12 protein-coding genes are annotated in these 17,276 nt (G+C 64.4%); 7 read left to right on the top strand and 5 right to left on the bottom strand.

The genetic code is table 11. The features are described 5' to 3' along the window. Positions 1-127: 127 nt before the first annotated feature. On the bottom strand, positions 128-1,555 hold the full coding sequence (locus tag AC1RR3_RS05180) for a CoA transferase (protein ID WP_492820040.1): 1,428 nt from the start codon (positions 1,553-1,555) through the stop codon (positions 128-130). Between the two features lie 56 nt (positions 1,556-1,611). On the opposite strand from AC1RR3_RS05180, the gene AC1RR3_RS05185 reads away from it, so the two are divergent. Next, the gene (locus AC1RR3_RS05185; RefSeq protein ID WP_492820042.1) at positions 1,612-1,899 is read left to right on the top strand and encodes a hypothetical protein; all 288 of its coding nucleotides are present in this window, start codon (positions 1,612-1,614) and stop codon (positions 1,897-1,899) included. 132 nt (positions 1,900-2,031) lie between these two features. After that, positions 2,032-2,802 (top strand): SDR family NAD(P)-dependent oxidoreductase, encoded by a 771-nt coding sequence (locus AC1RR3_RS05190; protein WP_492820044.1) that lies wholly within the window; start codon positions 2,032-2,034, stop codon positions 2,800-2,802. Between the two features lie 251 nt (positions 2,803-3,053). On the opposite strand, the gene AC1RR3_RS05195 is transcribed toward AC1RR3_RS05190, so the two are convergent. The 3 genes from AC1RR3_RS05195 to AC1RR3_RS05205 are packed head-to-tail and all read right to left on the bottom strand — an operon-like array spanning position 3,054 to position 8,705. Then, the gene (locus AC1RR3_RS05195; protein ID WP_492820046.1) at positions 3,054-6,431 is read right to left on the bottom strand and encodes an error-prone DNA polymerase; all 3,378 of its coding nucleotides are present in this window, start codon (positions 6,429-6,431) and stop codon (positions 3,054-3,056) included. Then, entirely contained in the window at positions 6,428-8,020 is a 1,593-nt protein-coding gene (locus AC1RR3_RS05200; RefSeq protein WP_492820048.1) for a Y-family DNA polymerase, read from the bottom strand. The genes AC1RR3_RS05195 and AC1RR3_RS05200 overlap by 4 nt, the downstream gene beginning before the upstream one ends. After that, positions 7,917-8,705 (bottom strand): ImuA family protein, encoded by a 789-nt coding sequence (locus AC1RR3_RS05205; protein ID WP_492820050.1) that lies wholly within the window; start codon positions 8,703-8,705, stop codon positions 7,917-7,919. Before AC1RR3_RS05205 ends, AC1RR3_RS05200 begins: the two co-directional genes overlap by 104 nt. Positions 8,706-8,868: 163 nt before the next feature. On the opposite strand from AC1RR3_RS05205, the gene AC1RR3_RS05210 reads away from it, so the two are divergent. From AC1RR3_RS05210 to AC1RR3_RS05220, 3 genes are all read left to right on the top strand, one after another. Then, the gene (locus tag AC1RR3_RS05210) at positions 8,869-10,104 is read left to right on the top strand and encodes a putative DNA modification/repair radical SAM protein (protein WP_492820052.1); all 1,236 of its coding nucleotides are present in this window, start codon (positions 8,869-8,871) and stop codon (positions 10,102-10,104) included. Then, positions 10,104-11,546: a UdgX family uracil-DNA binding protein gene (locus AC1RR3_RS05215; RefSeq protein WP_492820054.1), complete on the top strand. Its 1,443-nt coding sequence runs from the start codon at positions 10,104-10,106 to the stop codon at positions 11,544-11,546. The genes AC1RR3_RS05210 and AC1RR3_RS05215 overlap by 1 nt, the downstream gene beginning before the upstream one ends. A 97-nt stretch (positions 11,547-11,643) precedes the next feature. Next, on the top strand, positions 11,644-13,272 hold the full coding sequence (locus AC1RR3_RS05220; RefSeq protein WP_492820056.1) for an inorganic phosphate transporter: 1,629 nt from the start codon (positions 11,644-11,646) through the stop codon (positions 13,270-13,272). A gap of 77 nt (positions 13,273-13,349) precedes the next feature. Here the strand turns inward: AC1RR3_RS05220 and AC1RR3_RS05225 are convergent, their stop codons facing one another. Continuing rightward, entirely contained in the window at positions 13,350-14,522 is a 1,173-nt protein-coding gene (locus AC1RR3_RS05225) for a M20 aminoacylase family protein (RefSeq protein WP_492820058.1), read from the bottom strand. A 174-nt stretch (positions 14,523-14,696) separates the two neighbouring features. Between AC1RR3_RS05225 and AC1RR3_RS05230 the strand changes: the two genes are divergently transcribed. Further along, positions 14,697-16,316 (top strand): GMC family oxidoreductase, encoded by a 1,620-nt coding sequence (locus AC1RR3_RS05230; RefSeq protein WP_492820060.1) that lies wholly within the window; start codon positions 14,697-14,699, stop codon positions 16,314-16,316. Positions 16,317-16,326: 10 nt separating this feature from the next. Beyond that, positions 16,327-17,208 carry an alpha/beta fold hydrolase gene (locus AC1RR3_RS05235; RefSeq protein ID WP_492820062.1) on the top strand — a complete coding sequence of 294 codons (882 nt, stop codon included), beginning with the start codon at positions 16,327-16,329 and terminating at the stop codon, positions 17,206-17,208. The last annotated feature ends 68 nt before the right edge of the window (positions 17,209-17,276 follow it).

Genomic DNA, 17,276 nt, shown 5'->3' on the forward strand with positions numbered 1-17,276 from the left:
TCTCGGCAAACGACTGCCTCATCGGTCGCGCTAATAGTGCCGAATTGAGATTTCAAACAACCTAAAAAACGCTTCGCACCTTTCGGTTTGAGTTAAAATTTTGCGACGCGTCAGCTCAGTGTCAGCTTCACTCTGGCCATTGTGGCGGATGACTGCCGAGCGGCATCGCCGGACGGATCCATCGTGCCGGCGTTCTCGACAGCAGTGCCGAATGACTCACCGCTTTCAGCATGCCAAAGCCAGATGGCATGGCTTCGATGAATGCAGCATGTACGGCCTCACCCGTAATATCCGGGGTGTTCAGGCCGCCGTCGAGCCGACCGAGATTCCACAGCCAACGCCCGGTCTGGGCCAGCGACACGCGCACGTGCCAGCTGCCGCCTTCGCGTGACTGGCGCGCTTTGGCCATCATCGCGCCGAACGCCATCAGATAGCCGGTGGCATGGTCGAGCATCTGCGCCGGCAATTCCTTCGGGCTATCGATGCCGGCGGCGTGCCCTTCGGCATGGTTGAAGCCGGTGGTGGTCTGCACCAGCGAATCGAAACCACGCCGCTCGGCCCAGGGGCCAACATGGCCGTAGGCCGACAGCGTCACATAGACGATGCCCGGATTGATCTTGGCGGCCTCCTCGGGCGTAAAGCCGAGGGCGGCAAGCGCGCGCGGACGATAGCCTTGCGAGAAGATGTCGGCCTCTTTCAGAAGCTCGCGCAGCTGCGCGCGGCCGGTCTCGGTCTTCAGCTCGATGAAGGTGGTGAGCTTGCCGCGGCCGGTATCGATGGTAAGCCAGGGAATGGCGGGCAACTCAGGCCCCGATACCAACAGCACATCCGCACCATGCGCGGCGAGCGTGCGGCCGGCGACGGGGCCTGCGATGACGCGCGAGAGATCGAGCACGCGAAGGCCCGAGAGCGGACGATCGCCTTTGGGCCAAGGCTTCTTAGACCAACAAGGCTTCTTAGACCAAGACTTTGGCTCGGCCTCGCCGATCTTCTCGATCGAGATCAGCGGCAATTGCGCGAGCGCACGCGCCTGCGGCAGCGCCGACCATTCGTCGTAGGAGCGCATCAACGCAACGACGCCGCCTGCAGCGTAGGCCGCGGTCTCAAAATCCTCGCCCTTCCATTGCATCAGCGCGGCCTGCACTTTTTCGCGCTCAGCCTCGCAGCCGAGCACCTTGCAAACGGCGTCGCGATGATGCGGGAAATTGGTGTGGCAGCGGACGAAGCGGTTATCGCCGGTCTTGTAGACGCCGGCGATGGCGTCCCAGGCCGGCGGCGGCGGCTTGTCGTCGAGCCGCAGGTAACGCTCGGAACGGCATTCGGCGACGGCATGGCGCATGTCGACGGAGACATCCTGCGTCTCGCCGCTGCGCAATCGCCATATCTCGGCTGCGGCGAGGCCGGCCGCGGCAATCGTGGTCTGTCCGGCGACAGCGACGCGAAACGAGGACGGGATCTGCGGCTCCTCGCCGGTCAGCCGCACGTGCGCGAGCGCAGCCGCGTCGCCGCCGGCGGAGGTCCAGATGCCTTTGAGAATATCGGAGGGGCTTTGCATGGCCGCTTCTCTCCCTTACGTTTTTGCGACCATTCATTAGCACAAGAAGGAATGCAATGGCCGCCATCGATCCCCTCACCGCAGGCGCCGTGTTCATCGCAACGGCGGCCACTGACGCGGTCTATGTCATGTTTACGTCAGCCGTGATCGCGCGCAAGCGCGTGCCGGCTGCGAACTGGAGCGCGGTCTGGTATCTGCTCTCCTCCTACGCCGTGATCAGCTACACCGAAAACGCCTTCTATGTCGCCTTCGCTGCGATCGGCTCCTGGGCCGGCGCCTACGCCTCGCTGACCTTCCTGCACCGCCCGCCCGGCGGCCCGCCGGTGGGGGCGTCGCCGGAGTGAGATGGTTGTGATTGAACCGAGAAGCCGCGGCGTACTGGATACCCCGCCTTCGCGGGGTATGACACCGAGAACGAATTCGATATCTTCGCTCAAACAGCCAAGCTCCGCACGATCAACAAAAGGAACAAAACAATGGATCTCGGTCTCAAGGGAAAGAACGCCATCGTTCTCGGCGGCACGCGCGGCATCGGGCGGGCGATTGCGGCAACGCTGGCCGGTGAAGGCAGCAATGTCGCGGTCTGCGCGCGCAATGCGGATCAGGTCGCGGCGACCGTCACTGAGCTGAAGGCGAGCGGGATCCGTGCCACCGGCGGTCCGGTCGACGTCACCGACGGCGCAGCGCTGAAGGCGTGGGTCGAGGCTGCCGCAAAGGAGCTCGGCGGCGCCGACATGCTGTTCTCCAACGCCGGCGCGATGGCGCAAGGCCACGATCCCGCATCGTGGGAACAGAATTTCCGGCTCGACGTGCTCGGCGCCGTGCATGCGTTCGATGCCGCGAAGCCGTTCCTCGAGGCCAGCGGAGAAAAGAGTGGAGATGCCGCCTTCGTCATCATCTCCTCGATCGCGGCAGCACAGGCCGATTTCGCCAGCTCCTACGGCCCGGTTAAGGCGGCGCTGATCCACATGGCCAAGGGACTGGCGCGGCAATATGCGAAGAAGAAGATCCGCGTCAACGTGGTCTCGCCCGGCACGGTCTATTTCAAGGGCGGCGTCTGGAACATGATCGAGCAGAACGCGCCCAAGCGCTACGAGGATGCGATGAGCCGCAACCCGACCGGCCGCATGGCGACGCCGCAGGAGATCGCGAGCGCAGCGGTGTTTCTGGCCAGCCCGGTATCAGGGTTCACCACGGGATCGAACCTCGTCGTGGACGGGGCGATCTCGAACCGGGTGAATTTTTGAGGCGAGCACACTGTCGTCGCCCGGCTTGACCGGGCGACCCAGTATTCCAGAGACGGCTCGGCTAGAGCCGAGGAGCCGCAGCATACTGGATACCCCGCTTTCGCGGGGTATGACACCGAGAATGTGACGCGGCCCGGCTCAATAAACGCGTCATCGCGAGCGCAGCGAAACAATCCAGACTGCCACCGCGGAAAGACTCTGGATTGCTTCGCTACGCTCGCAATGACGGCGACATTCTGCGCACGACAGCTTCAATGAAAATCCCGCGACGGCGGCAGGATGCGGACGTTGCGGGGGTGGCGGATTTTTTGCGCTGGTGCATCCAAATGGTCGCGGCGGTCGTCGTTGAGGGGTTCGACCACGGTGGCGCCTGACGGCACCGGATGCTTGCGGCTCAGGGCATCGTTGGCAAGGCCGACCAGATCGTGCGAGCGGTCGATCATGCGCTGGGCGATCAGATGCGTCACCTTCTCCGGGCTGCTCTGGATATAGCCCTCGACCAGGATCAGGCGCGCGCCCATCACTTCCTTCCGGTACTGTTCCATGATCTTGGGCCAGACCACGACATTGGCGATGCCGGTTTCGTCCTCGAGCGTCATGAACACGACACCGCTGGCACTGCCCGGCCGCTGCCGGACCAGCACCACGCCGGCGCAGCGGACGCGGCGGCGCTCGTTCTCGTGGCTGATCTCCTTGCAGGCGACGACGCGCTCGCGCGAAAACATCTCGCGCAAAAATTCCATCGGATGGCCTTTGAGCGATAGCCGGATGGTCTGGTAGTCTGCGACGACCTGTTCGGGAAGCGGCATCAACGGCAATGGCCTGGCGTGCTCATCCGGCTGCTCGCGCGCGGTGGCCGCTTCGAACAGGGGCAGCGGCACATCGTCGGGCAGCCGCCGCACCTGCCATAGCGCCTCGCGGCGATCGAGCCCGAGCGAGCGGAAGGCGTCGGCATCCGCGAGCAGGATCAGCGCACGCTTGGGCAGGCCGGTGTCGCGGGCGAAGTCTTCCAGAGAGGTGAAAGAACCGCGGCTGCGCGCGGCAATGACGCGGTCGGCCCAGTCTTCCGGACGCTTATATTCTCTTCCTTGGCGCTCGGCCTGTTGCTCTTTGAGCAGTTCCTCATCAGGGTCGAGCCAATGGAAGCCGTCAATCTGGCGGAAACCGAGGCGCACCGCGCAGTATTTGCCGCCCCCCTCCTCCAGCGTGTTCTGCGCAAAGCTGTAGGACACATCGATGTCGCGAACCTCGACGCCGTTCTTGCGGGCATCGCTGACAATCTGGGCCGGCGCGTAAAAGCCCATCGGCTGCGAGTTCAGCAGGCCGCAGCAGAAGGCATCAGGATGATGATATTTCAGCCATGACGAGATGTAGACGAGCTGCGCGAAGCTTGCGGCATGGCTCTCCGGGAAACCGTAGGAGCCAAAACCCTTGATCTGATCAAAGCAGCTTCGGGCGAAATTGGGATCGTAGCCCCGCGCGACCATGTTGCCGATCAGCTTCTCCTCGTATTGGCCGATGGTACCGACATTACGGAATGTCGCCATCGACCGGCGCAGGCCATTGGCTTCCTCGGAGGTGAACTTTGCAGCCTCGATCGCGATGCGCATCGCCTGCTCCTGGAACAGTGGCACGCCCTTGGTCTTGTGCAACACCTTGTAGAGCTCGTCCGCGGGACCATGCTCAGGCGACGGCGAGGGATAGCTCACCTTCTCCTGGCCGTTCCGCCGCCGCAGATAAGGATGCACCATGTCGCCCTGGATCGGCCCCGGCCGCACGATCGCGACTTCGATGACAAGATCGTAGAACGTCCGCGGTTTCAGGCGCGGCAGCATGTTCATCTGGGCGCGGCTCTCGACCTGGAACACACCGAGCGACTCTCCTCGCTGCAGCATTTGATAGACTTCGTCATCATCCTCCCCCTTGATGTCCGCAAGCTCGTAACGCTCACCTTTGTGATCGGCGATCAGATCAAAGCATTTTCTGATACAGGTCAGCATGCCCAGTGCGAGCACGTCGACCTTCATCATATTGAGCGCGTCGACGTCGTCCTTGTCCCATTCGATAAAAGTGCGGTCGTCCATCGCGGCATTGCCGATCGGGACATAGGTGTCGAGCCGGTCCTGCGTCAGCACGTAGCCGCCGACATGCTGGGAGAGATGGCGCGGGAATTCGATCAACTCGGTCGCAAGCTCGACCGCGAGGTTGATCATGGGATTGTTGGGATCGAGCCCGGCCTGCCTGACCTGCATATCGTTGAGACCACTGCCCCAGCTGCCCCAGACCGTATCGGCGAGCGCGGCCGTGACGTCCTCGGTCAGGCCCAGTGCCTTGCCGACGTCGCGGATGGCGCTGCGCGGACGGTAATGGATGACGGTGGCGATGATCGCAGCGCGATGGCGGCCGTAGCGGCGATAGACATATTGCATCACCTCCTCGCGCCGCGAATGCTCGAAATCGACGTCGATGTCAGGCGGCTCCAGCCGCTCCTTGGAAATGAAGCGCTCGAACAACAGATCGACCTTGGTCGGGTCGACCGAGGTGATGCCAAGCACGTAGCAGACGGCCGAGTTCGCCGCCGAGCCGCGGCCCTGGCACAGGATGTTCTGGCTGCGCGCGTAATGGACGATGTCGTGGACGGTGAGGAAATAGTGCGCGTATTTCAGCTCGGCGATCAGCGCGAGCTCTTTCTTGAGGGTGGTACGAAGCTTGTCGTCGATCTCGCCGCCGAAGTATTTTTGTACACCCGCCCGGGTCAGATCCTCCAGATGCCCTTGCGCGGTCTTGCCCGGCGGCACCGGCTCGTCCGGATACTGGTATTTGAGCTGGTCGAGCGAGAAGTCGATTTGGTTCGCAAAGCGCATGGTCTCCGCGATCGCGTCAGGGAAATCGCGAAACAGCCGTGCCATTTCACGGGGCGTTTTCAGGAACCGCTCGGCGTTGGCCTCGAGCTTCCGCCCAACAGCTTCGATCGTGGTCTTTTCCCGGATGCAGGTCAGAACATCCTGAAGCGGCCGGCGGCCGGGATCGTGATAGAGCACCTCATTGGTCGCAAGCAGCGGCACCTTTGCCGTCGTCGCGAGGTCGTCGAGCCGCGCCAGGCGGCGGCGGTCGTCGCCACGGTAGATCAGGCTCGCCGCCAGCCACACGCCCTCGGCACGGCTTGCTTTCAGCTTTGCAAGAACATCAAACGCCTGTGCCGGCTCGAAGCGATGCGGCAGCGTCAGAATGAGGAGCTGGCCTTCCGAGAACGCGAGAAGATCAGCGAAAGTGAGATGGCATTCGCCCTTCTCGATCCGCGTGATGTCGTCGCCGCGCTTGCCTCGGGTCAGAAGCTGGCAGAGCCGGCCATAGGCGGCGCGGTCGCGCGGATAGACGAAAATGTCAGGCGTGCCGTCGATGAAGACGATGCGCGCGCCGATCAACAGCTTCGGCTTGTGCAGCACCTTGTCATTGTCGAGCTCCTTGTAGGCCCGCACCACGCCGGCAAGCGTGTTGTGGTCGGCAATACCAATCACGGGAATGCCGAGCTTGCTCGCTTGATGCACATAGGCACGCGGATCCGAGCCGCCACGCAGGAAGGAGAAATTCGTGGTGATGCCGATCTCGGCATAGGCTGGCGCACTCATGCGAAGAGACCATGCACATACCAGCCGGGAGAGGCGGGCTTGCCGTCGCCGTCGAACACTTCTCCTTCGTAAAGACCATCGCGAAAGATCCAGAAGCGCAGGCCTTCGGCATCCTCGATACGGAAATAATCCCGCGTCAGCTGCTTGCCGTCCTGCCGCCACCATTCCATCGCGATGCGCTCGGGCCCTTCCACCCGCACCACCGCATGCAGCGCGCGGCGCCAGGTGAATTGATGCGGCGGGCCATCAGGCACGGTCGCGAACGGCACCTTGATCGGCTCCGGTTTCTCAAACAATCGCAACGGGCGTAGCGGCGGCTCGCTCTCGACACGATCAGGCCATTCGGCCTGCATGGCGGCGGCGAGATGATGCTGCGCCGGCGCGGCCAGCACCGCGCATTCAGGGATATGGGTATCCTGCGGCAGGTGCACGACGACGCGCTTGCCGCCGATCCGCGCGGCGATGCGGTCGATCAGCCCGGCGAGCTCGTCATTGTCATGGACATGGGCGTCGAGATCGCGCTGCTCCTGCACCACGATCTCGGTGCGGCTGGCCGACAGGCGCACCATGTCGAAACCGAAGCCGGGATCGAGGGGATCGGCGAGCGCATCGAGCCGCTCGCGGAAGAGCCGGTCGATCACCGCACTTCGCGTCACCGGCCGCCCGGTCTCCACCATGATCGCGCGCACCACGCCGTCGGTGCGGAAGAAGGCGGCCTCCAGCCGCCGGGCGCCCTTGCCATGCTTCTCCATGGAGGCGATCAGCGTGTCCGCAAGCCGCGACAGCGTCATCGCGATCATGGTGTCGGTCGCGATCGGCTCGGCGAAACGCTTCTCTACGATGTAGTCGGGCAGCGGCTTGCGCGGATTGATCGGCGCATCGCCCTGCCCCAGCGCATGCGCGAGCAGCGTGGAGAACCGCGCGCCGAACCGCGCCGTGATCTCGCCCGGCGCGCGCGAGGCGACATCGCCGATGGTTTTCAGGCCCGCACGGCGCAAACCGGTGGTGATGGCCTTGCCGGCACCGAGCGCGGACACCGGAAACCGGTCGATCGCCGCGGCTTCCCCGCCATCGGCAACGATGGTCCCGGACGTCTGCCGCGTCAGCGTACGCGCGCAGACCGAGGTGCCGGCAATCGCCGCGCTGACGGCAAAACCCTGCCGGCCGAGCGCACGGACCAGCGTCTGCAACAGCGCCGCCTCGCCGCCGAACAGATGCGCGCAGCCGGTGATGTCGAGGAACAGCCCGTGCGGCGGATCGAGCGCCACCAGCGGCGTGAAACGGTCGCACCAGTCGGCGATGTCGCTGAGCGTCTTGGCATCGGCCACGACATCGGCGTCAAACACTTTCAAGTCCGGACACATCGCCCGCGCATTAGCCAGGGGCTGACCGATATGCAGGCCCAAACGCGACGCCGCATCGTCGAGCGCGTGGATCACCAGCGCATTGTTGTCCTTGATGACGACGATGCTGGGCTCATTAGCCCTACCCAACCCGGCGTTGTTGAAGAAACGCTGGATCCGGTCGATGGGCAGGCGCGGCAGCCACAGGCTGAGGATACGCCGACGGTTCACTGAACTGGCACTCATCACATTTCCATTCCATGATCCACCGGCCGCACGGGCCATGACGATTGCGCAACAGCTCGGCATCGAAGCGCGGCGCACCCCAGCCACTCCATGCTGATCCCGGCGGCGAATGCGCCGCGCGCAGCATCCATCGTGTCTCCGCGGTCGACGGCAGCGGCTGCGCCGCCATGCGCAGCATCAGGCCGGTGACGCCGGAGCCTTGCGCGGCGAGCGTCAGCTTGCGGCTCGCCACCAGATCGAACTGTCTGGTCTCGCCCCAGAGCTCGAGCACGACGGCCCCGAGCGCATCGCAGGCGAGCGCGTCGGCCGAGCTGCGCAGCGCGCTCTCGACATCGGCGGCGCGCACCATCACCACGCGGCGCGGATCGAGGCCGAGCTCGACGAGCCCGCTCATCGACAGCGCGCCGGTTTCCAGTTCCGAAAAATCCTGCCGCACCCACAGCAGCGGCCGGCGCGCCGATACGCGCCCCGCGAGACCCATGACGAAACCCGTCGCGGCCGTCCCCTGCCGCCCCTCGCAAAACACCTCATGGATCACCGCGCGCGCGAGCCCGCCCTTCAGCGCGTTGTCGACCTCGCGATGGCCCAGCGCGACGCGATCGTGCTGATGCACGACCTCCGCCGTCTCGATGCGCTCGATCTGGCCGCGCAGGGTCGCAAGCGCGCTGATCCGTGCGCCGCTCATGCTCGCCGCTCCTTCAGGGGTGATTGCCGAGGTTCTCAAAAATAAGAACCTGCGGCTGGCTCATTTGTTCATGATATGTTCTAATATAAAGCTAACGGGATCGGGTGAGTCAATCGAATTGGTGCTCATCCGGATTCATGAGCTGAATCAAATGGATTCTGGGATGGATGTACAACGCAAGCTGGAGATTCTGGCGGATGCCGCCAAATACGACGCGTCGTGCGCCTCCAGCGGCACCGAGAAGCGGGATTCCAGCGACGGCAAGGGCATGGGTTCGACCGCGCCGGGCATGGGCATCTGCCACTCCTACGCGCCGGACGGACGCTGCATCTCGCTGCTCAAGGTGCTGCTGACCAATGCCTGCAATTACGACTGCCTCTACTGCGTCAACCGCGCTTCCTCGAACGTGCCGCGCGCCCGCTTCACCGTGGACGAGGTGGTCAAGCTCACGCTCGACTTCTACCGGCGCAATTACATCGAGGGGCTGTTTCTCTCCTCCGGCATCATCCGCAGCCCCGACTACACCATGGAACAGGTGGTCAGCGTCGCGCGAAAGCTGCGCGAGGAGCATCACTTCCGCGGCTACATCCATCTCAAGACCATTCCCGAGGCCGACGACGCGTTGATCGCGGAAGCCGGCAAATATGCCGACCGCCTCTCCATCAACATCGAGATGCCGGACGAGACGAGCCTGCAGCAATTCGCACCGGAGAAAGACGTGCGCGCGATCCGCCGCACCATGGGCCGGCTGCGGCTGAAGCTGGACGAGGCCGAGGAAGACCGTACAACGAAGACGAAGGCAAGGCCGCAGCGCTTCGCACCAGCAGGACAAAGCACGCAGATGATCGTCGGCGCCGATGCGGCCAACGATCACACCATCCTGCACACCAGCGCCAATCTTTACGGCTCCTACAGGCTGCGGCGCGTCTATTACTCCGCCTTCAGCCCAATCCCCGATGCCAGCCGCGCACTTCCTCTGCGCGCGCCGCCGCTGCTGCGTGAGCACCGGCTCTACCAGGCTGACTGGCTGATGCGGTTCTACGGTTTTGACGTTGCGGAGATCGTCGACGACAGCGCGATGTTGCCGCTCGACATCGATCCAAAGCTCGCCTGGGCGCTGCGTCACCGCGACCGTTTTCCGCTCGACGTCAATCGCGCCAGCCGCGAGGAATTGTTGCGTGTGCCGGGCTTCGGCACCAAGGCGGTCGAACGCATCATTGCGACGCGGCGCACCACGACGATCCGCCTCTGCGATCTGGCGCGGCTGCACGTGCCCCGCAACAAGGCACTGCCGTTCATCGTCCTCAGCGACCACCGGCCCGCCCCGCATCGTCTCGATGCCGCCGGGCTCATCGAACGGTTCAAGCCGAAGGCAACACAATTGGGGTTTGGATTCTGATGCAGTACATCACTCTCGACACCGAGACCGATTTCGACGGCTGGCGCAAAGCCGCACGCAGCCTCGTGCTTCATCATGTGCAGCCCACCGATGTCACCTGGACCGTGCAAGGCGGCGAAGCGGAGTTGTTCGCACCGCCCGCGCCGTCTTCAATTCTCGAGGTGAACGAGGGCACGTTCAACGTATCAGGCAAATTCGTCGACCTCGCCCAGGCCGCGATCCTGCACCGCGATGTCGAGCGTTTTGCGATCCTTTATCGCCTGCTGTTCCGGCTGAAGGACAATCACGACCTCATCGAGGTCGCGACCGATCCTGATGTTGCGCAGGTCACGGCAATGGCGCGAGCGGTCCATCGCGACGAGCACAAGATGCACGCCTTCGTACGTTTCCGCGAGATCGGCCGCGAGCGCGCCGCGCATTACGTCGCCTGGTTCGAGCCGGAGCACCACATCGTGGAGCTCGCCGCGCCGTTCTTCGCCAAACGCTTTGCCGACATGCCCTGGTCGATCCTGACGCCGGACCTCTGCGCGCATTGGGATGGCCACGCGCTCACGTTCACGCCGGGCGTGAGCAAGAGCGAGGCGCCGGGCGAAGACCGGCTGGAGGAAACCTGGCGGCGCTACTATGCCAGCATCTTCAATCCGGCCCGCTTGAAAGTGAAGGCGATGCAGACGGAGATGCCGAAGAAATACTGGAGGAACCTGCCCGAGGCCTCGATCATTAAGCCCTTGATCGAGGACGCCGAGCGCATGACCGGCGCCATGATCGCCAATGCCGCAACCGATCCGCACAAGCCTCAGAAGCGGCCGGAGGCTCCGATGACACGCAAGCTTGCTGCCGACGATCTCGAAGCCCTCCGCGAGGAGGCCGCCCATTGCCGCGCCTGTCCGCTCTACAAGGACGCGACCCAGACCGTGTTCGGCGAAGGCCCGAAGCATGCCACCATCATGCTGATCGGCGAGCAGCCCGGCGACAAGGAAGACCTCGCCGGCCATCCCTTCGTCGGCCCGGCCGGCCAGATGCTCGACCGTGCGCTGGAGGAGGCCGGCGTCGACCGCAAGACGGTCTATGTCACCAACGCGGTGAAGCACTTCAAATTCGTGCCGCGTGGAAAGATCCGCCTGCACCAGAAACCGGCGACGCCGGAGATCAATGCGTGTCGGCAATGGTATGAGCGGGAGCTGGCGGCCGTTCAGCCCGATCTCATCGTGGCGATGGGCGCCACCGCCGCGCAGAGCGTGTTCGGCAAGATCACCCCTATAGGCAAGACCCGCGGCCGGCTCATAAACCTGCCCGACGGCCGCAAGGCGCTGGTGACGGTGCACCCGTCCTATCTGCTGCGGCTGCCCGATCCGGAGGCCAAGGTCCTGGAATATCAGCGCTTTGTGGAAGATTTAAAGATTGCCGCCGGCTTGCAGAAGAAATCCGCGCGCGCCGCGTAAATAACGCGGGAAAACGGCTTTCAACCCCCGCTTGTCATCCAGCCTTCAAATCCATCGCCGACAATAGCCCTTACAGAAAGTTAAGGGGCGTCCAGACATGACCGATGTAGCATTTGACGGGGCGGTAGCCGATGGCGCGCCGATCCAGCCGGCCTCCCGGCCCAATCTCGACAAGGGTTTCAACCCGCTGACCATGATCCTGTTCTTCGGGATCCTCGCCGCCGGCATATTGTACGTTTCCTACAGCATCTATGCCGACGTCGATGCGACCGGCACCAGGGTCACGAGCTATCTGCCCTACATGCTGCTGTTCGTCGCGCTCTTGATTGCCCTCGGCTTTGAGTTCGTCAACGGCTTCCACGATACCGCCAATGCGGTCGCGACCGTGATCTACACTCACTCGCTGCCGGCGGAAGCCGCGGTGATGTGGTCCGGCCTGTTCAACTTCCTGGGCGTCCTGACCTCGAGCGGCGCGGTCGCTTTCGGCATCGTCTCGCTGCTGCCGGTCGAGCTGATCCTCCAGGTCGGCAGCAGCGCCGGCTTCGCCATGGTGTTCGCGCTCTTGATCGCTGCGATCCTGTGGAATCTCGGCACCTGGTATTTCGGCCTGCCGGCGTCGAGTTCGCACACCCTGATCGGCTCGATCATCGGCGTCGGCGTTGCCAACGCGCTGATGCGCGGCCGCGACGGCACCTCCGGCGTCGACTGGGGCAAGGCCACCGAAATCGGCTACGCGCTGTTGTTGTCGCCGCTGGTCGGCTTCATCTGTGCCGCGGTCCTCCTGCTGCTGCTCAAGACGATCGTCAAGAACCCGGCGTTGTATGCCGCGCCGGACGGCCACAAGCCGCCGCCGCTCTGGATCCGCGGCCTGCTGATCGCGACCTGCACCGGCGTCAGCTTCGCTCACGGTTCGAACGACGGCCAGAAGGGCATGGGCCTGATCATGCTGATCCTGATCGGCACCGTTCCGACCGCCTACGCGCTCAACCGCGCCCTGCCGGAATCGCAGGTCGCCCAGTTCCAGAAGGTCTCGGACGCCGCCTCCAAGGTGGTTGCCGCCAAGGGTGCCGGCCACGCGATCATCGGCGACCCCCGTCCTGCGGTCACGCAGTACATCACCTCGCACCACATCAGCGAAGGCACCTATCCCTCGCTGTCGGTGCTGGTGAAGGATGTCGGCGATCAGGTCGCAAAGTACGGCTCGCTCAACAAGGTGCCGGCAGAAGTGGTCGGCAACACCCGTAACGACATGTACCTGACCTCGGAAGCGATCCGCTTCCTGATGAAGGACAAGGAAAACGACCTCAGCAAGGAAGAGGTCGCGACCTTGAACGCCTATAAGGGCGGGCTCGACAGCGCCACCAAATTCATCCCGACCTGGGTGAAGGTGGCGGTGGCGATCGCGCTCGGCCTCGGCACCATGATCGGCTGGAAGCGCATCGTCGTCACCGTCGGCGAGAAGATCGGCAAGACCCACCTCACCTATGCTCAGGGCGCGTCCGCCGAGCTCGTCGCCGCCGCCACCATCGGCGCCGCCGACATGTTCGGCCTGCCGGTCTCGACCACGCATGTGCTGTCGTCGGGTGTCGCAGGCGCGATGGCCGCCAACGGCTCAGGCCTGCAGTTCGCCACCCTCAGGAACATGCTGATGGCCTGGGTGCTGACGCTGCCGGTCGCGATCCTGCTGTCAGGCACGCTGTACGTGATCTTCTCGCGGATCTTCTAAGAGCCGCGCAGATCCCGCAAAGACAAAGGGCCCGTGCGATGCACGGGCCCTTTTCATTTATGCTTCGAGCTCGACGGTTACGACGCAGCCAGCGATTCCTCGACCAGCTTGACCCAATAGGATGTGCCGAACACGATCGCCTCGTCGTTGAAATTGTAGGCGGGGTGATGCAGGCCGGCGCTATCGCCGTTGCCGCAGAAGATGAAGGCGCCGGGGCGCGCTTCCAGCATATAGGCAAAATCCTCGCCGCCCATCAGCGGCGGCATCTCGTGCACATTGGCCTCGCCCGCGACCTGCTTGGCGATACGCTTCGCCACCTCGGTCTCCGCGGCGTGATTGACCACCACAGGATAATTGCGCTTGTAATGCAGGTCGATCTTGGCGCCGGTGATCTGCGCCACGCCCGCCACCACCTCATGCACGCGCTTCTCGACCAGCTTGCGCACCTCCGGCGACAGCGTGCGGATGGTGCCCCTCAGCGTCGCAGTCTGCGGAATGACGTTGCGGGCGTTGCCGGCGTGGAATTCGCAGATCGAGATCACGGCCGATTCCAGCGGATCGACGCTGCGCGCGACGATCGACTGCAAGGCCGTGATCACCTGTGCACCGACCAGCACGGAATCGATGCATTTGTGCGGACGCGCGGCATGGCCGCCGAGGCCCTCGATCATGACATCGACCTCATCGGTCGCCGCCATGATCGGGCCCGGCCGGATCGCGAACGAGCCGATCGGGATGCCCGGGCCGTTGTGCATGCCGTAGACCTGCTCGATGCCGAAGCGCTCCATCAGCCCGTCCTTGACCATGGCTGCGCCGCCGGCGCCGCCCTCCTCGGCCGGCTGGAAGATCACGACAGCATCGCCGGCGAAGTTGCGGGTCTCGGCGAGGTAGCGCGCCGCCCCGAGCAGCATCGCGGTGTGGCCGTCATGGCCGCAGGCGTGCATCTTGCCAGGCGTCTTGGATGCGTAAGGCAGGTTGGTCTGCTCATCGACCGGCAGGGCGTCCATGTCGGCGCGCAAGCCGATCACCTTGAGCCCGTCACCGGCCGGCTTGTTGCCCTTGATCACGCCGACCACACCGGTCTGGCCGAGGCCGGTCACGACCTGATCGCAGCCGAACTCGCGCAGGCGATCGGCGACAAATGCTGCAGTGCGGTGGACGTCGTACAGCAGTTCGGGGTGCTCATGGATGTCCCGGCGCCAGGCCTGAATATCGGGTTGGAGATCGGCGACGCGGTTCACGATGGGCATGGAAGGTCTCGAGCTTTGTTGGGAATACAGGACTGTCTACCATGCAAGCACCAGTCCACCTAACCACCGTGGATCGGGGGTAGCCCTGCCCTCTCGGCATGGCCAGGCTTGTCCCGGTCCGCCGCGTCTGCCTATTAGGGCAGAACGTTAAGTGACCATCCGGGTGGAATCAGAATGCCAAGGCGGCTCGAAGGTGAGTTTGACTACATTGTCGTCGGGGCAGGCACGGCGGGATGCATCGTTGCGAACCGGCTCTCGGCCGATCCGAAAAACCGCGTCCTCATCCTCGAAGCCGGCGGCGACGACAACTGGATCTGGTTCCACATCCCGGTCGGCTATCTCTTCGCGATCGGCAATCCGCGCTCGGACTGGATGTTCAAGACCGAAGCCGAGCCCGGGCTGAACGGCCGCTCGCTCTCCTATCCCCGCGGCAAGGTGATCGGCGGTTCTTCGGCGATCAACGCCATGATCTCGATGCGCGGACAGGCTGCCGATTACGACCACTGGCGCCAGCTCGGCATGACCGGCTGGGGTTATGCCGACGTGCTGCCTGTGTTCAAGCGGCTGGAGGATCACTTCCTTGGCGCGAGCGAGCATCACGGCACCGGCGGCGGCTGGCGCATCGAGGCGCCACGGCTGTCGTGGGAGGTTCTCGATGCGGTCGGCGATGCCGCCGAGGAGATGGGCATCAAGCGCATCCCGGATTTCAACACCGGCGACAACGAAGGCACCAGCTATTTCCACGTCAACCAGAAGCGCGGCCGGCGCTGGTCGTCGGCGCGCGGTTTCCTCAAGCCCGCCTTGAACCGCCCCAACCTGCGGCTCGAGAAGAACGTGCTGGTCGACCGTCTCATCATCGAGCAGGGCCGCGCCGTCGGCGTGCGCTTCATCCAGAACGGCGAGGTCATCGAGGCGCGTGCGAAACGCGAGGTCGTGCTCTCGGCAGGCTCCATCGGCTCGGTGCAGATGCTGCATCGCTCCGGCATCGGCCCCGCCGACTGGCTGTCGCCGCTCGGCATCGACATCGTGATGGACAAGCCCGGAATCGGCCGCAATCTGCAAGACCATCTCCAGCAGCGCGCAATCTACAAGGTCGAGGGCGTCCGCACGCTGAACGAGACCTATTACAATCTGTTCCGCCGCGGCTTGATGGGGCTCGACTATGCCTTCCGCCGCCGAGGTCCGCTGACCATGGCGCCGTCACAGCTTGGCATCTTCACCCGCTCCGATGCGACACGCGCGCGCGCCAACATCCAGTTCCACGTGCAGCCGCTGTCACTCGACAAGTTCGGCGATCCCCTGCACCGCTTCCCCGCCATCACGGTGAGCGCCTGCAATCTCCAGCCGACCTCGCGCGGCACCGTGCGGTTGCGCGCGGCGACGCCGGACGAGAAACCGATCATCGCGCCGAACTACCTGTCGACCGACGACGACCGCCAGGTCGGCGCCGACGCCATTCGCACCACGCGCCGCCTGATGCAGCAGAAGGCGCTGGCAAAATACCGCCCGATCGAATATCTGCCCGGCCCCACCGTCGGCGACGACGATGCCTCGCTCGCAAAAGCAGCTGGCGATATCGGCACCACCATCTTCCATCCCGTCGGCACCGCGAAGATGGGCGCAGCGAGCGATCCGATGGCGGTGGTCGACGAGCGCCTGCGCTTCTACGGCCTCTCCGGCCTGCGCATCGTCGATGCCTCGATCATGCCGACGATCACATCGGGGAACACCAATACACCGACAGCGATGATCGCGGAAAAGGGTGCGGGGATGATTTTGGAGGATGCAAAGTAGCGTCCCAGCCATGACCAGTCAGCATCGCTTTTCAATCGGCCCCGCCGACGCAGAGATCGCCATGTTGCAATGGGGCGAGAGTGGGAAACCGCCCGCGCTGCTCGTGCACGGCACCGGATTTGTCGCCGACGTCTGGGACGAGGTCGCGCGCGAGCTTGCATCGACCTACACCGTCTATGCGCTCGACCGCCGCGGCCACGGCGCCAGCCACAAGCCCGGCTCCTTTCATTTCCTCGACTTCGCCGACGATATCTGCCGGGTGATCGACGCGCTCGAATTGCGCGGGATCTACGGCATCGGCCACAGCGCGGGCGCGACCGATCTCCTGCTCGCGGCGAGACTCCGGCCCGGACGTTTCACGCGCCTGTTCGCGATGGAGCCGACGGTGATGGATCCGCGCGCGGCGCGCTCCGGAGGACTGGACGAAGACTCTCTCGCCCGCGTCGAGGGCACGCTGCGCCGACGCTCCGAGTTCGACAGTGCCTCCGCCGTGTTCGAGCGCTACCGCACGGCGCCGGCCTTTGCCGACTGGACCGAGGCCTCGCTCCGGGCCTATGTGCAACACGGCTTCGTGCCGCTCGGCGATGGCCGGGTCCGGCTCTGCTGCACGCCCGAGATCGAGTCCGCGATATTACGGCCGATCTACGAAGCGATGGCGCAGGTTTATACCGGCGATGCCCGCGGCAATCCGTTTGGAGCCTTCGCCGAGATCGATTGCCCGGTGCGCATCACGACCGCCGCGAAGTCCGGGCCGATCTACTGGGAGATGGCGCGACGCGCCCTATCGCTGATTCCGCACGCCAGCACGATGGTTTTTGAGAATGCCGGGCACTGCGCGGCACAGGAAGTGCCGGCAGCTGTGGTAGAGGCCGTGCGGGAATTCGCGAAATAGGTCTCGTGCCCCGGACGCGCTGCAGCGTGCAACGCTGCTGCGCAGAGCCGGGGCCCATCTCACCACGT

This window comes from Bradyrhizobium sp. GW821-FHT13H05 (assembly GCF_058804065.1).

Excerpts from the sequence above, each read along its gene's own strand:
- AC1RR3_RS05180 (WP_492820040.1), bottom strand. The coding sequence starts at position 1,555 with ATGCAAAGCCCCTCCGATATTCTCAAAGGCATCTGGACCTCCGCCGGC.
- AC1RR3_RS05185 (WP_492820042.1), top strand. The coding sequence starts at position 1,612 with ATGGCCGCCATCGATCCCCTCACCGCAGGCGCCGTGTTCATCGCAACG.
- AC1RR3_RS05190 (WP_492820044.1), top strand. The coding sequence starts at position 2,032 with ATGGATCTCGGTCTCAAGGGAAAGAACGCCATCGTTCTCGGCGGCACG.
- AC1RR3_RS05195 (WP_492820046.1), bottom strand. The coding sequence starts at position 6,431 with ATGAGTGCGCCAGCCTATGCCGAGATCGGCATCACCACGAATTTCTCC.
- AC1RR3_RS05200 (WP_492820048.1), bottom strand. The coding sequence starts at position 8,020 with ATGAGTGCCAGTTCAGTGAACCGTCGGCGTATCCTCAGCCTGTGGCTG.
- AC1RR3_RS05205 (WP_492820050.1), bottom strand. The coding sequence starts at position 8,705 with ATGAGCGGCGCACGGATCAGCGCGCTTGCGACCCTGCGCGGCCAGATC.
- AC1RR3_RS05210 (WP_492820052.1), top strand. The coding sequence starts at position 8,869 with ATGGATGTACAACGCAAGCTGGAGATTCTGGCGGATGCCGCCAAATAC.
- AC1RR3_RS05215 (WP_492820054.1), top strand. The coding sequence starts at position 10,104 with ATGCAGTACATCACTCTCGACACCGAGACCGATTTCGACGGCTGGCGC.
- AC1RR3_RS05220 (WP_492820056.1), top strand. The coding sequence starts at position 11,644 with ATGACCGATGTAGCATTTGACGGGGCGGTAGCCGATGGCGCGCCGATC.
- AC1RR3_RS05225 (WP_492820058.1), bottom strand. The coding sequence starts at position 14,522 with ATGCCCATCGTGAACCGCGTCGCCGATCTCCAACCCGATATTCAGGCC.
- AC1RR3_RS05230 (WP_492820060.1), top strand. The coding sequence starts at position 14,697 with ATGCCAAGGCGGCTCGAAGGTGAGTTTGACTACATTGTCGTCGGGGCA.
- AC1RR3_RS05235 (WP_492820062.1), top strand. The coding sequence starts at position 16,327 with ATGACCAGTCAGCATCGCTTTTCAATCGGCCCCGCCGACGCAGAGATC.